Here is a 12831-nt window from a genome sequence, read left to right as displayed (position 1 = left end):
GATCATCCCCGCCAGGCGGGGCTGGAGGTCAGCACCTCCGCGCCGTCAGCCGTGATGAGGACCGCCTCGCGCCCGAAGACGGCACCCACCCCGGGCTCCCAGACGTAACCCGTCACGGCCAGCACCATTTCCGGCTCCAGCCGGTCGCCGGCCGCGGTCTCCGGCAGGCGCTGGGAGACGACGGGCGGGTCGAAGCCCATGCCCAGGCCCCGGGCCACCGGCATCGGCGGCGGCGGCTCCCCCGCGGCCTCGTAGGCGGCCAGCAGGTCGCTTGTGGGTGCGTCCGGCCGGCACGCGCTGAGCAGCCCGGCCCAGAGGTCGTCCCACCGGCGGTAGAGAGGCGCGGCGCCCCGACCACTGCCCGCGGGCCAGGTGCGCCCGACCTCACCCATGTAGCCGCCGGCGAGCACCCCGGCCGAGAACGCCACCAGGTCACCGTCATTGACGCGGCCGCCGCCATCGACGCGCCGCCACGGGTGGTCACGGGACGTCACCCACGCGACGTCCTGGTTCGACGGCGTGCTCACCCCGCCGGCGGCCATCGCCTCGATCATCGCGCCGGCCAGCGTTTGCTCGCGCACCCCCGGGTGCAGTTCGGCCACGGCGGCCGCCAGACCCGACTCGGCGACCGCGATGGCGTTCCGTATGGCGGCCACCTCGTCGGCCGTCTTGACGCGCCGGGCCGCACGCATCGCGAGTTCACCGTCGACCAGCTCGGCGTTGGGGAACGCGGTCGGCAGCAGCTTCGCGAAAGCCGGTGAAAGGGCGTCGGTTCCGACGCGGCGGGCGGTGGCCGCACCGTCGATGCGCCCCAGCACCGCCATGGTGGTCATCGGGTTCCACGAGATGCCGTAGAGGTTTTCGTGCGGGATGTCGTCGGGCACCCCCTCGTCCCACGTGCTCAGCAGGTGGACCGCGCCCGTCGCGCGCACCAGCACGCAGCCGGGACCGAACGGCCGCGTCCCGGCGACCCATAGCTGCGGCGTCCCGGTGACGTAGCGGACGTTGGCCTGACGCCCGAGCACGAGGACGTCGAGGTCGTGCGCCGCCATCTGCTCCAGCGCCCGCTCCCGGCGCCCCAGCCTCAGGGCGGTCTCGTCCGGGCAAACCTCAACTGACATGGGAGCCATAGGGGTCGTACGGGTAGTCGGTCAACTTGATCCAGCCCTCCTCGGTGATCACCACGACCTCTTCGCTGCGGTATCCGCCGGTGCCGTCCTCCCAGACCACGGGCTCGAGGACCAGCACCATGCCCGGTTGCAGCACGAAGTCGTCGTCGAAGGCCTGACCGAGATCGGTTCCGATCATTGGCATTTCGGCCGCGTTCACGCCGATGCCGTGGCCGAGGTAGAAGTGGGGCAACCACGGCTTGCGGCCGTCGTTGGCGGCCGTGGCGGCCCGGCCGAGGTCACCGGCGGTCACGCCGGCCCGCGCGACGTCCAGGACCGCGGTCATGATCTCCGACCACCGGTGGAACTGCGCCTGCTGCCGGGGTGACGGATTGCGGCCGACGATCCAGGTTCGCCCGAAGTCGGAGCAGTAGCCGCGGTAGGTGATGCTGACGTCGGTCCACAGCACGTCGCCCTCGGCCAGTTCCCGCTCGGTGCTCAACAACGGCAGCGCCAGGTCGCCGTGTGTTGTCCACACGCCCTCGGCCTTGCTGGGCGGCATCACCTGCCAGATCGGCTCGAGCATGCTGGCCATGGCGCCCAATTCGAACGCCCGGCGCAAGAAGCTCGCCGACAGGTCGCTCTGGCGGATGCCGGGAGCCAGCGCCTTGTCCACGTCGATCATGGCCTCGTCGGTGATCCGGATGGCGGTGCGGATGCAGGCCAGTTCGTCCGGCGTCTTGACGACCTTGGCGGCGCTCACGATCGCCGACGCGTCGGCGGGCGCGCCGCCGGGGAAGAGCGACGTCGCCGCGCGTGACATCGCGCCGGTGCACTCGTCGACCGCCAGCACCGCCCCGGCCGGGATGAGCTCGGCCAGCAGGCGCGCGAAATTGCGCACGCCCTCGTCGAATTCGAGGTACACCGGTCCGTGGACGTGGTCGGCGGGCAACTCCGCTTCCTGCGCCGCGCCCTCGCGGTAGGGCAGGAACAGATGCGGCCATTCGTCGTCGGCGAGCACCACGGCGACCGGTCGCTCGACGTACGAAAGCCCGGCGTCGCCGAGCGGCCAACTGGTGCCCGTGGCGTACACGACGGCGCTGTTACCCAGCAGGATCATCGCGTCCACGCCGCGCGCGGTCATCGCCGAGCGCAGCCGCGCGCCGGTCTCGCGGCGCAGCCGCGCCGGGTCCGGCGTCTCGGGGATCACCAGGCCGGCGCCTTCCGGCGCCGGCGCGACGGTGGTCACTGCAGCCCCAGGAACTTCGTCACGTTGTCGCTGACGATCTTCACCGCGTTCGCCGGGCCGACGGCGTCGACCACGGCGGCCAGGGACTTCTCCGAGTAGCCGAAAGTGCTTTCGTTGTGCGGGTAGTCGCTGGACCACATGACCTTGTCGACGCCGATCCGGTCGATCAGTTCCAGGCCGAGGGGGTCGACCATGAACGACGCGCTCATGTGGTTGTCCCAGTAGTACCGCACGTCGTGCTGCAGCGATCGGTTGAACATGTGCTGATACGACGCCACGAGGTGCTCGGCGTCCTGCAGCGCCCATGGCACCCAGGAAATTCCGCCCTCGAACCAACCGATGCGCAGGCCGGGGTGCTCGTCAAGGATGCCCCCGAAGATGTACTTGGAGAACGTTTCCCGGAACCCGTCGATGTTGATCATCATCCCGACGACCACGCTGTTGAACTCGCAGGGGCTCTTCGGCGGGGTCTCGCCGATGTGGTGCGTGACCGGGAGGCCGGAGGCCTCGATCTCGTCCCAGACCGCGCTCATGGCGCGGCACGAGTAGTCGATCGGATTGCCGTCGTCGTCCTTGCCCGGGTTCAGCGGCATGAGGAAGGTCTTGAGTCCCAACGACTTCAATTCGTCCAGCGTGCGGCGGGTGCCGGCCGGGTCCCACCAGTTGATCAGCCCGGCCCCGTAGAAGTGGCCGCCCGAGCGTTCCTGGAGCTCGGCGATGTACTCGTTGTAGATCCGGAACGTCAGCTCGCGAAGCTTTTTGTCCGGGTAGTGGAACAGGGCGAGCACGGCGTTGGGGAAGGCCAGCTCCTTGTCGACGCCGTCCTCCCGCAGCTCCTGGATGCGGGCCTCGATGTTGGTGCTCGCGGCGCCGGGCAGGTCGTCGTACTGCATGAGGACCGCGCTGAAGTCGCCGGGCAGGAACGACTGTCCCTTGCGCCCGACCTGGTAGGCGCCCTCCTCGTACCAGATACGCGGCGCCTTCTCCTTGAACTCCTCCGGGAAGCGCTCGTAGAAGATGTCATCCGCCAAGGAGATGTGGTTGTCGGCGGAGAACACCACCGTCCCCTCCGGCAGTCCCACCTTGCTGTCGCGGGCGTGCCCGCGCCGATCCTTCGGTGCGCCAAAGCCGCCGGGCGGGTAGAGCGAAACGGTGCTCGTAGAAGTCGTCATCATCGACCCTCCATTCGGAATTGGTATCAGTCCGGTTACCAGGTCACCGGTAGCTCGTAGACGCCGTAGGCCAGGCGGTCGTCTTTGAAGGGCACCTGCTCGAACGGGATGGCCAGCGCCAGCGTCGGGACACGGCGAAGCAGCGTGCGGTACACGATCTGCAGCTCCGCGCGCGCAAGCTGCTGGCCCACACATTGGTGGCGGCCGTAACCGAATGCGACGTTGCGGTCCGCGTTCGAGCGGTGCAGATACAGCCGTTCGGGCTCGGAGAACGCGTCCGCATCCCAGTTGGCGGGGGCCAGGTCGATGATGATGCCGTCGCCGGCGCTGATGGTCTCGCCGGCGATATGGATGTCCTCCAGCGCGATTCGCCGCTGGCCGTTCTGGATGATGCTGAGATAGCGCAGCAGCTCCTCGACCGCACTGGCGATGATCTTGGGCTCTTCGGCGTCGCGCAGAACGGCCAGCTGGTCCGGATTTTGCAGCAGCGCAAGGACTCCGAGGCCGATCATGTTGGCGGTGGTCTCGTGGCCGGCGATGAGCAGCCCGGTGGCCAGCTGGGCGGCCTCCTTGACGCTCAGCTCGCCCGCCTTCACCCGCTCGGCGAGGTCGGACACCGCGTCCTCGGCGGGGGATTCCATTTTGGCCTCCACGAGCCGGGCGAGGTAGGAGTGCAGGCTCATCGCGCCCTTGACGGTGTCCTCGCCCGTGGCATACCGGGCCAGCCCCACGTTGGCGTGGTGCTGGAACATCTCGGCGTCTTCGTACGGCACCCCTAGCAGCTGGCTGATCACCAGGGACGGGACCGGCAGGGCGATCGCGGCGACGAGGTCGGCGGGTTGCGGTCCGGCCAGCATGGCATCGATGTGGTCGTCGGTGACCTGCTGGATGAAGGGGCGGAGGGCTTCGACCCGCTTGAACGTGAACGGCTTCGACAGCATCCGCCGGAAGCGGGTGTGCTCCTCGCCATCGGCGGTGAAGACCGACCGGGGCCGCTTGTGGACGGTTGACACCATGCCCGCATTCCAGTGCGGGAAGCCCGGCAGGCGGTCGTCGACGCTCACGCGGGAATCCGAAAAGAGTTCGCGCACCTGCTCGTAACCCGTGACGAGCCACGGGGTGCTGCCGTCCCAGATCCGGACTCTCGACAGCGGCGCGTCGGCGGCGAGCGCCATCACGTCCGGGGGCGGGGCGAAGGGACAACTCGCCCGCCTGGCCATCGGGTAGTCGGGAACCCCGTGAGTCGCCCGGGTCGCGTTGTCCGTCAACGTTTCCGACATGTCATTCCTCGATGTGGATGGCGAGCGCGGGGCAGGCGGCGGCGGCCTTCCGGGCCGCCTCGGCCTGCTCGGGTGACGGATTCGGGTTGAGCAGCACGACGACGCCGTCCTCGTCGCGCTGGTCGAACAGCTCGGGCGCGTTCAGCACACAGTTGCCCGACGATGCGCAAACATCCTGATTTACAGTCACTTTCATCGTGTCGTTCGCTTACTCGTACGGCGTCACGGGCGCCAGCCACAGGCCCACGATCGCGTCGATAAGTCCGGAGGCGGCGGCCCGCCAGGAGCGTTGGGACAACGGTGTTCCCGCCGCGAGGGCGCGTTCGCGGTCGGCGCAGGTGTGCATCAACAGGTTGCGCGCCATGATGTTGCGTTCGAAGTGGACCTCGGCCGGCAGGTCGGGCAGGCAGCGATTGATGCCCTCGACGACCTGCACCAGCGACGGTGAGCTGAGCGCTCCCTTGACGATGATGTTGTAGTACGCGGGGTCGGTCATCGCCTGCGCGGCAAACCGCGCGTACCAGGTGGGGTTGCCGAGGTCGGCAAGGTGGTCGGTCAGCGGGAGCACGAGGCATGCGACCCAGTCCCGCAAGGAGGGCGCCGGCACCGGATCGCCGCGCGAGGAGAGCAACTCGGCGACCATCTGGTCGCGCAGCCGCTCGACGGGCCCGCGGTGCTTCTGCTCGATCGCGCGCACCAGATCGGCCTTGGTGCCGAAGTGATAGCCGACCGCGGCGTTGTTGCCCTGGCCCGCGGCCTCGCTCACCTGCCGGTTGGACACCGCGAACATGCCGTGCTCGGCGTAGAGCCTTTCGGCCGCGACCAGGATCGCCTCCTGGGTGGAGCTTGCCCGCTCGGTGCGAACGGCCTTGCCCGCGGTGGTCATTCAGACAGTCAACCGCGCATCGGTCGTTAAGTCAAGCGATTGATTTAATTCGCGCATTGAGTCGATGTGCCGGTCTGACGATGACCAAAGTCCCTCGTCCCCGGCCGTCCCGCTCCGCCACGATGGTGTTTGCGCGACGGCATCAGGGTGGTGTCCAGGCGAAGAACCGTTCACGGGGGATGTGATGCTGTCAGTCCGGCAGGTGTCTGCGGTCGAGGCGTCCGCCTGGTTTCAGACGAGGTGGGCGCCCTACCTGTTGCTCGACCACGACTTGCGGATCCGGGCGGTGAACGCGGCCTACGAACGCGTGACGCAGCATCCGCGCGAGAGCCTGGTGGGGTTGCTGCTACCGGAGGCCTTCCCGGATAACCCCGCCAACCCCGAAGCGGACGGCGTGGCCAAGGCGGTGGCCTCTATCGAGCGGGTGTGGCGCCGGGGCACCCGGCACTGGATGGGCGTACAGCGGCACGACGCGCCGGATCGGCAGCACCCGGGCGAGTTCGTCTACCGGGTCTGGACGCCGGTGCACTCGCCGATCAAGGAGGACCGCAAGACGGTGGGCATCCTGCATCACGTCGAGGACGTCACCCGCGCGGTTCCCCAGGGGGCCGGCCGGGAGCTGACCGCACTGCGTCGTGCGGCCGAGGTGCTGGCCGAGCAGTTCCCGACGCTGCCCGCCGCGGCGGTGTTGAGCGTGTTGACTCATTCGCTCAGCACGGTCATGGAGGACTGCGGGGCGCCTGACTTCCGACGCGCCGAGGCCTTGGCCAGGCTGCGGCTGGAGGCCCGCGCCGGTCGTCCGGCGGCGGACTCCTGAGCGTCGCCGGATTCCTAACGATCCTCGTTCCGGCGGCGGATGGGCTTACCCGCGGCAACTCCGCCGTCGACGGGCAGCACGGTTCCGGTGACGTAGCGGGAGCGCTCGCCGGCGAAATACAGTGCCGCTTCGGCGATGTCGGCGGGGGTGCCCTCACGCTTCAGCGGCCGGTCGGCCCGCATCGTCGCCCGGATCGCGGCCTCGTAGCGCGCGACCTGTTCGGAGTCCATATGCGCGGCCGACGACGCGACGAACGGCGTGGGAATGTTGCCCGGCGCGATGGCGTTGACGCGAATTTCGTAATGCGCCAGGTCGATTGCCGCCGACTTGGTGAACTGGATGACCGCGGCTTTGGACGCCCGGTAGGTCATCACTCCCCCGCCGGCCTGGATCCCGCCGATCGAGGTCATGTTGATGACCGATCCCCCGCCGTTGACGGCCATGTGCCGCGCGGCGTCGCGGGTGCCTGCCATCACACCCAGGACATTCACCCGCATGATGCGGTCGAAGTCGGCAAGGTCGTCGTCGAGGAACCTGGCGTGCATCGTGCCCGAGACCCCGGCGTTGTTGACCATCACGTGCAGACCGCCGAAACGCTCGACCGCGAGCGCCACCAAGGCGCCGACTTGGTCGGCATCCGACACGTCCGTGCGGCAGAAGTGGGCGTCGGGGCCCAGGTTGGCGGCGAGTTCTTCGCCCAAGTCCGTCTGGACGTCGGCGATGACGACCCGCGCTCCCTCGGAAACGAATCGCTCCGCCACGGCACGGCCGATGCCCGACGCGCCGCCCGTGACGACGGCGACCTTGCCCGCGAGATCGTTGCCCACACGACGAGTTAATCGGCGCCACCGGATTAAGTCAAGCAGTTGATTTAACAGAAGATGGTGCGTGCACCCGCAGGTTACGGAGGCGGGTGCGGGAACCTCGGCATCGCGTCGCGCAGGCGACACCGGGGTGCGGCTCCCCACTGGCGGGCAGAGACTACGGACTTCCAAGGGTTCGAGCGGCCCCCGGTCGCGCGATGCTGAGTTGGCCAGCTCATCGCACCACTCGGGAGGACAAAGATCATGGCGCGGAAGATCCTAGTTATCGGCGGCACCGGGCTCATCGGCTCGCAGGTCATCGCGAATCTGACCGAACTCGGGCACGAGGCGGTATCGGCCTCGCCGCGCTCGGGTGTCGACACCATCACCGGCGAAGGTCTCGCCGAAGCGGTCGCCGGCGCGCACACGGTGGTGGACGTGTCCAACTCTCCGTCGTTCGACGACGACCCGGTGATGCAGTTCTTCACGACGTCGACCCGCAACCTGTTGGCCGCGGAGCGCGCCGCCGGGGTGCAGCACCACGTCGCGCTCTCGATCGTGGGCGCCGACCGGGCCCAGGACAGCGGCTACATGCGCGCCAAGGTCGCGCAGGAGAAGCTGATCGAGGAATCGGGCGCCCCGTATTCGATCGTCCGCGCGACGCAGTTCTTCGAGTTCGTCGACGCGATAGCCGATTCGGCGACCGATGGCGACACGGTTCGGCTGCCGCACGGGGCGTTTCAGCCCATTGCTTCGAAGGACGTCGCCGCGGCGGTAACCCGTGCGGCAATCGGCGAGCCGCTCAACGGGATCGTGAACATCGCGGGGCCCGAGAAGCTCGGCATGGACGAATTCATCCGCAACCGCCTCGCGGCGTCCGGCGATCCCCGGAACGTGGTGGCCGACCCTACTGCCCGCTATTTCGGCACGCTGCTCGACGAGTGGACCATCGTGCCGACGGAGAGCGAACACGCCACGATCTTCGAGACCCGCTTCGGCGACTGGACGGCCTCCCGAGTGCCGACGGGCGCGGCTTAGTCGCCAGCACCTGTGCTCTTCCCGGTCCAGTTTCGGCACCGGGTCAACCCTTGCACCTCGATGGGGCGGCGTCGCCGTCTGAGCCCCGCACGCGCCGACGACGACGCCGCGCCCCCGCAATCTCGAAAGCATCCGTTAGGGGTGTTTCTCGCCGCCGATATGAGAGAGTAGGGGCCGACTCGGGGTAGAGACGAGGAGCGACCGATGCCTGCGTCACCGGGAAGCGACATCCCGCCGCACGAAACTCGGCTCAGCAGACGCGGATTCATGCTGGCCGGGGTCGCCGGTGGGTTCGCCCTGGCGGCCTGCAGCCAGTCCAAGGCCCCGCCGTCCGCCAATGCCCGGCTGTCCGCCGCCATCGCCGCCGCCGAGGCGGCCCGGCCGCACAGCGGCCGCACCGTGACCGCGAGTCTGACGCCACAGCCGACGGACGTCGACCTGGGCGGTCCGATCGCGCGGACGTTCGCCTACGGCAACAGCATCCCCGGTCCCCTGATTCGGGCCCGGGTCGGTGACGAACTGGTGGTCACCGTCTCCAACCGGCTCGACCAGCCGACCTCGGTGCACTGGCACGGCATCGCCCTGCGCAACGACATGGACGGCGCCGAGCCCGCCACCCCCAACATCGCTGCCGGCCACGACTTCACGTACCGGTTCTCGGTCCCGAATCCGGGCACGTACTGGGCGCATCCCCATGTCGGCCTCGACGCCGACATGGGGATGTACCTCCCGGTCATCGTCGACGATCCGGGCGAGGGCGATTACGAAGCGGAATGGATTGTCGTCTTGGACGATTGGACCGACGGCGTCGGCAAGAGTCCCCAGCAGCTCTACAGCGATCTGACGGATCCCAACCGGCCCGCACCGGGCCCCGCCACAACGACAACGACGACGACCACGACGACCAGCACGTCCGAGACGACCACGTCCGAAACCACCTCGACATCCCCGACGACGTCGACGAGCCCGACGCCCGGGGCACCGGCCGGGCGCGTCGGCAGCAGTGACCTGCTCGGCGGCGACGCGGGTGACATCGCGTATCCCTACTACCTGATCAACGGCCGCATTCCGACCGCGCCCACGTCGTTCAGCGCGAAACCGGGGCAGCGGATCAGGATTCGCTTCATCAACGCCGGCTCCGACACCGCGTTCCGGGTCGCACTGGCCGGCCACTCGATGACCGTCACCCACACCGACGGCTACCCGGTGGTGCCCAAACAGGTCGACGCCCTGCTGATCGGCATGGCCGAGCGCTACGACGTCATCGTCACCGCGGCCGACGGCGTCTTTCCCCTAGTGGCCCTGGCCGAAGGCAAGGGGGCCCTGGCGCGCGCGCTCCTGTCGACCGGGGCCGGCGGCCCGCCGGACCCGCAATTCCAGCCTGCCGAGCTCAACAAGGTGGTCGGCACAGCCGAGATGTTCACTGCCACAACACCGGTCAACCTCGGGCGGCCCGAACCGGGCCTCGAGCTGCCGGTGGTGCTCGGGGGCAACATGAAGCAGTACAACTGGACCATCAACAACGAGCCCTACAGCCGGACGAAGCCGCTGCAGGTGCGCCAGGGCCAGCGGCCGAGCCTGATGTTCGACAACGCGACGATGATGTATCACCCGATTCACCTGCACGGGCACACGTTTCAGCTCATCAACGCCGACGGGGGCCTGGGGCCGCGGAAGGACACGGTGATCGTCCTGCCGCGGCAGACGGTCAACGCGGTGCTCGTCGCCGACAACCCCGGCACGTGGGTCATGCACTGTCACAACACCTACCACCAGTTCGCCGGCATGCAGACGCTGCTGAACTACGTCTTCTGAGCGGCCTCGCGCAGGAAGTCGAGCAGCAGGCGGTTGACCTCGTCCGCCCGCTCGATCTGCGGGCAGTGCCCGGCCCCGTGCACCACGGCCGAACGGGAGTCGTCGATCTGCTTGGCGATCTCCGCGGCCCACCCGGCGGGGAGTAGCTTGTCGTCACCGCCCTCGATGACGAGTGTCGGCACGCGGATGCGGTCGTACCGACGGCCGCTTGACGGCGTGGCGGACGGTCCGGCACCGGGACGACGAAACCTGGCCGCCGCCACCGCCTCCCACGCGCCCGGTGCGGTGCTCGACTCGAATCGGCGCCGCACATAGTCGTCGTCGGCCGGGCGGCGCGGGTCGTGAAACAACGCCTCGACGATGCGCCGCATCCCCGGCGGGGTCGCGTCGTACTGCTGGAGGGCCTCGAAGTGCCGGTTCTGCTGGATCTCCCCGCCGCCGCAGATCACCGCGAGACTCCGCAAAGGCAGCAGGGGATTCTCCGATGTGGCGTCCGTGAGGAGGTTGATGGCCCCCATCGAATTTCCGACGAAGTGCGCCGGCCCGGTGCCGAGGACCTCACAGAACCGGGCCACGTGCCTGATCCGCATGCCGCGTCCGTCGACGAAGTCGATCACCTTCGCAGACTGCCCGAAGCCCAGTTGATCCGGGGCGAGCACCCGGTAGTGGGCGGCGAGGGCGGGAATGGTGTGTTCCCAGCCCAGCTCGGCGCTGGCCCCGAATTCGCCACCGTGCAGCAGCACCACCGGATCGCCCTCGCCGGCCTCCAGATAGCTGGTGGCCAGCCCGTCGACCATCATCGTCCTGCGCCGAATCTCCATCGGCTTATTTGATCGCGATCGGGTTGACCGGGGAGCCCACCGCGCCAACGAATCTCAGGGGCGGTGCGATGAGCTGGAATTCGTATACGCCGTCCGCGGCGCAGTCGTCGGCGAGCGCGGTGAGGTCCCAATACTCACCGAGCATCAGCCCCATGTCGCGCAGGCACAGCAGGTGCAGGGGCAGGAAGGCGCCGTCGACGTCGGGCACGAGGTCCTCGACCTGGAGGTTGTCGGACGCGACCGCCGCGACCTCGTGGTCGTGCAGCCACGAGGCGCAGCGCCAGTGCAGACCCGAGAAAGGTTCGGTCTTGTCGCCCGTCTGCAGGTACCTCGTCCACCAGCCCGTCCGGACAAGCACCACGTCCCCGCGCTCGATGGTCACCCCCTGCGCGCGGGCCACGTCGTCCAGTTCCGACGCAGTGATCGGATTACCCTGCTCGAGAAAGACTTCCGCGCCGCGGTGGCGCACCACGTCGAGCAGGACACCGCGGGAGGTGATGCCCTTGACGTCGACCTTGTCGATGCTGCAGTGGTAGGCCCCGAGGCTGGTCACCGATTCGGACGGGAAGCCGTTGTAGAGCTTGCCCTCGTAGTACACGTGGGACAGCGCGTCCCACTGGGTGGCCGCCTGCAGCGGCATGATGACCATGTCTTCGTTGAAGCGGAACAGGTTGTCGACGAGGTAGTTTCCCATCTGCTGGGCCGTGGGGTTGGCCGTCCACCCCGGGCCGTACTGCGCCAGCGTGTGCGCGTCTCCCCCGTCCACGGTCATCACGAGAACGGGATTGTGCCGGAAGTGGAAGGCGCCCTGCGGCCCGGACGAGCCGAAGTCCACCCCGAGCGGGAAGACTTTTCCGTGCCGGACCAGACCGGCAGCCTGCCGGACCTTCTCCGCGGTAATGAAATTCAGCGTGCCGAGTTGATCCTCGGCACCCCAGCGCCCCCAGTTGCTGACGTCGCGGGCGACCCGCCGGAACTCGGTCAGGCCGGCCACTCGGCCCGCCCCTTCTCGAGTTCGCGGGCGATCGCGGCGCCCACGTTGCCCCCGTCAACCCACACGACCTGACCCGTGATGTAGCTGGCCGCAGGGCTGTTGAGGAAGACCAGCACCGACGCCTGCTCGGCCGGGTCGGCGACGCGGCCGAGCGGTTTGGGGATGTCGTCGAGGAACGCCTGGCCGTACGCCGTTCGCAGCTGGTCGAGGATGGGCGTCTCCGTGACCCCCGGTCCGGTGCAGTTGATCCGGATGCCCCGCGAGCCCAGGGGTGTGGCGCTGTGCATGGTGTACAGGATGATCGCTTCCTTCGACAATTGGTACCCGCCGCCGGCCAGCGCGTCGGCGTGGCGGTGACACCACTCGACTCCCTCCCGCATGGTGGCCGTGTTCAGCAGCGGGGCGACGGAACGCAAATGCTCGCGGTAGCCCGCCGCCGCAAGGGATGACACGCTGACCACAGCCGATCCGGCACCCATGCGCGGGGTCAGCGCCTCGGTGAGGTGGCGCAGCCCGAGGAAGTTGATGGTGACGACCAGCGGCGGATTGCCGATTCCCGACGAGACTCCGGCGACGTTGAACAGGGCGTCGACCGGCCCGCCGACGGACGCGACGGCCGAGTCGATCGAGTCGGGGTCGGCAAGGTCGATCTCGTGGAACTCGGCGACGGGAACGTCCGGGCGGCGAACGTCGAGCCCGACGACGTCTGCGCCCAGCTCGGTGAGCTGCCGGACCACGTGCGCGCCGATGCCGGACGCGCACCCGGTCACCACGGCGCGGCGACCGTCGTAGCGCAGGAGTTCGTCGATGCGTCCCAACGCCTTTCCTTGGCTCAGAGGTCCTCCGC

At 68.7% G+C, this 12831-nt stretch carries 13 protein-coding genes; 3 read left to right on the top strand and 10 right to left on the bottom strand.

The window, feature by feature from the left end:
- Nucleotides 1–2: 2 nt before the first annotated feature.
- From GPY60_RS08135 to GPY60_RS08110, 6 genes are all read right to left on the bottom strand, one after another.
- Nucleotides 3–1121, bottom strand: coding sequence for a M24 family metallopeptidase (locus GPY60_RS08135; RefSeq protein ID WP_156687139.1), 1119 nt, complete (start codon nucleotides 1119–1121; stop codon nucleotides 3–5).
- On the bottom strand, nucleotides 1111–2358 hold the full coding sequence (locus tag GPY60_RS08130; RefSeq protein ID WP_156687138.1) for a M24 family metallopeptidase: 1248 nt from the start codon (nucleotides 2356–2358) through the stop codon (nucleotides 1111–1113). The genes GPY60_RS08135 and GPY60_RS08130 overlap by 11 nt, the downstream gene beginning before the upstream one ends.
- A complete protein-coding gene (locus tag GPY60_RS08125; RefSeq protein WP_197283601.1) occupies nucleotides 2355–3419 on the bottom strand; it encodes an amidohydrolase family protein in 1065 nt (354 codons plus the stop codon). Before GPY60_RS08125 ends, GPY60_RS08130 begins: the two co-directional genes overlap by 4 nt.
- A 146-nt stretch (nucleotides 3420–3565) precedes the next feature.
- Complete coding sequence (locus GPY60_RS08120; RefSeq protein WP_156687137.1) at nucleotides 3566–4810, bottom strand: cytochrome P450; 1245 nt, start codon at nucleotides 4808–4810, stop codon at nucleotides 3566–3568.
- Between the two features lies 1 nt (nucleotide 4811).
- Nucleotides 4812–5006, bottom strand: a complete 195-nt coding sequence (locus GPY60_RS08115) for a ferredoxin (protein WP_156687136.1) — start codon at nucleotides 5004–5006, stop codon at nucleotides 4812–4814.
- A 12-nt stretch (nucleotides 5007–5018) separates the two neighbouring features.
- A complete protein-coding gene (locus tag GPY60_RS08110; protein WP_156687135.1) occupies nucleotides 5019–5696 on the bottom strand; it encodes a TetR family transcriptional regulator in 678 nt (225 codons plus the stop codon).
- A gap of 184 nt (nucleotides 5697–5880) precedes the next feature.
- Between GPY60_RS08110 and GPY60_RS08105 the strand changes: the two genes are divergently transcribed.
- Nucleotides 5881–6513, top strand: a complete 633-nt coding sequence (locus tag GPY60_RS08105) for a PAS domain-containing protein (RefSeq protein ID WP_197283595.1) — start codon at nucleotides 5881–5883, stop codon at nucleotides 6511–6513.
- 14 nt (nucleotides 6514–6527) lie between these two features.
- Here the strand turns inward: GPY60_RS08105 and GPY60_RS08100 are convergent, their stop codons facing one another.
- The gene (locus GPY60_RS08100) at nucleotides 6528–7340 is read right to left on the bottom strand and encodes an SDR family NAD(P)-dependent oxidoreductase (protein ID WP_156687133.1); all 813 of its coding nucleotides are present in this window, start codon (nucleotides 7338–7340) and stop codon (nucleotides 6528–6530) included.
- Between the two features lie 240 nt (nucleotides 7341–7580).
- On the opposite strand from GPY60_RS08100, the gene GPY60_RS08095 reads away from it, so the two are divergent.
- Nucleotides 7581–8354, top strand: coding sequence for an SDR family oxidoreductase (locus GPY60_RS08095; protein ID WP_156687132.1), 774 nt, complete (start codon nucleotides 7581–7583; stop codon nucleotides 8352–8354).
- A 204-nt stretch (nucleotides 8355–8558) separates the two neighbouring features.
- Entirely contained in the window at nucleotides 8559–10169 is a 1611-nt protein-coding gene (locus GPY60_RS08090) for a multicopper oxidase family protein (protein WP_156687131.1), read from the top strand.
- Here the strand turns inward: GPY60_RS08090 and GPY60_RS08085 are convergent.
- The 3 genes from GPY60_RS08085 to GPY60_RS08075 are packed head-to-tail and all read right to left on the bottom strand — an operon-like array spanning nucleotide 10157 to nucleotide 12802.
- Complete coding sequence (locus tag GPY60_RS08085; protein WP_156687130.1) at nucleotides 10157–10990, bottom strand: alpha/beta fold hydrolase; 834 nt, start codon at nucleotides 10988–10990, stop codon at nucleotides 10157–10159. The genes GPY60_RS08090 and GPY60_RS08085 overlap by 13 nt on opposite strands.
- A gap of 4 nt (nucleotides 10991–10994) precedes the next feature.
- Nucleotides 10995–11984 (bottom strand): cyclase family protein, encoded by a 990-nt coding sequence (locus GPY60_RS08080; protein ID WP_156687129.1) that lies wholly within the window; start codon nucleotides 11982–11984, stop codon nucleotides 10995–10997.
- Nucleotides 11972–12802 (bottom strand): coniferyl-alcohol dehydrogenase, encoded by an 831-nt coding sequence (locus GPY60_RS08075; protein WP_156687128.1) that lies wholly within the window; start codon nucleotides 12800–12802, stop codon nucleotides 11972–11974. Before GPY60_RS08075 ends, GPY60_RS08080 begins: the two co-directional genes overlap by 13 nt.
- Between the last annotated feature and the right edge of the window lie 29 nt (nucleotides 12803–12831).

It is taken from the genome of Mycobacterium sp. Marseille-P9652 (assembly GCF_902652685.1).
Classification (GTDB): Bacteria; Actinomycetota; Actinomycetes; order Mycobacteriales; family Mycobacteriaceae; genus Mycobacterium.
Note: the sequence above shows the minus strand (reverse complement) of the source record. Positions and strands in the feature narration are given on the sequence as shown.

Coding starts and splice junctions, on each gene's coding strand:
- GPY60_RS08085 (WP_156687130.1), bottom strand. CDS start 10,990: ATGGAGATTCGGCGCAGGACGATGATGGTCGACGGGCTGGCCACCAGC.
- GPY60_RS08135 (WP_156687139.1), bottom strand. CDS start 1,121: ATGTCAGTTGAGGTTTGCCCGGACGAGACCGCCCTGAGGCTGGGGCGC.
- GPY60_RS08105 (WP_197283595.1), top strand. CDS start 5,881: ATGCTGTCAGTCCGGCAGGTGTCTGCGGTCGAGGCGTCCGCCTGGTTT.
- GPY60_RS08090 (WP_156687131.1), top strand. CDS start 8,559: ATGCCTGCGTCACCGGGAAGCGACATCCCGCCGCACGAAACTCGGCTC.
- GPY60_RS08115 (WP_156687136.1), bottom strand. CDS start 5,006: ATGAAAGTGACTGTAAATCAGGATGTTTGCGCATCGTCGGGCAACTGT.
- GPY60_RS08110 (WP_156687135.1), bottom strand. CDS start 5,696: ATGACCACCGCGGGCAAGGCCGTTCGCACCGAGCGGGCAAGCTCCACC.
- GPY60_RS08095 (WP_156687132.1), top strand. CDS start 7,581: ATGGCGCGGAAGATCCTAGTTATCGGCGGCACCGGGCTCATCGGCTCG.
- GPY60_RS08120 (WP_156687137.1), bottom strand. CDS start 4,810: ATGTCGGAAACGTTGACGGACAACGCGACCCGGGCGACTCACGGGGTT.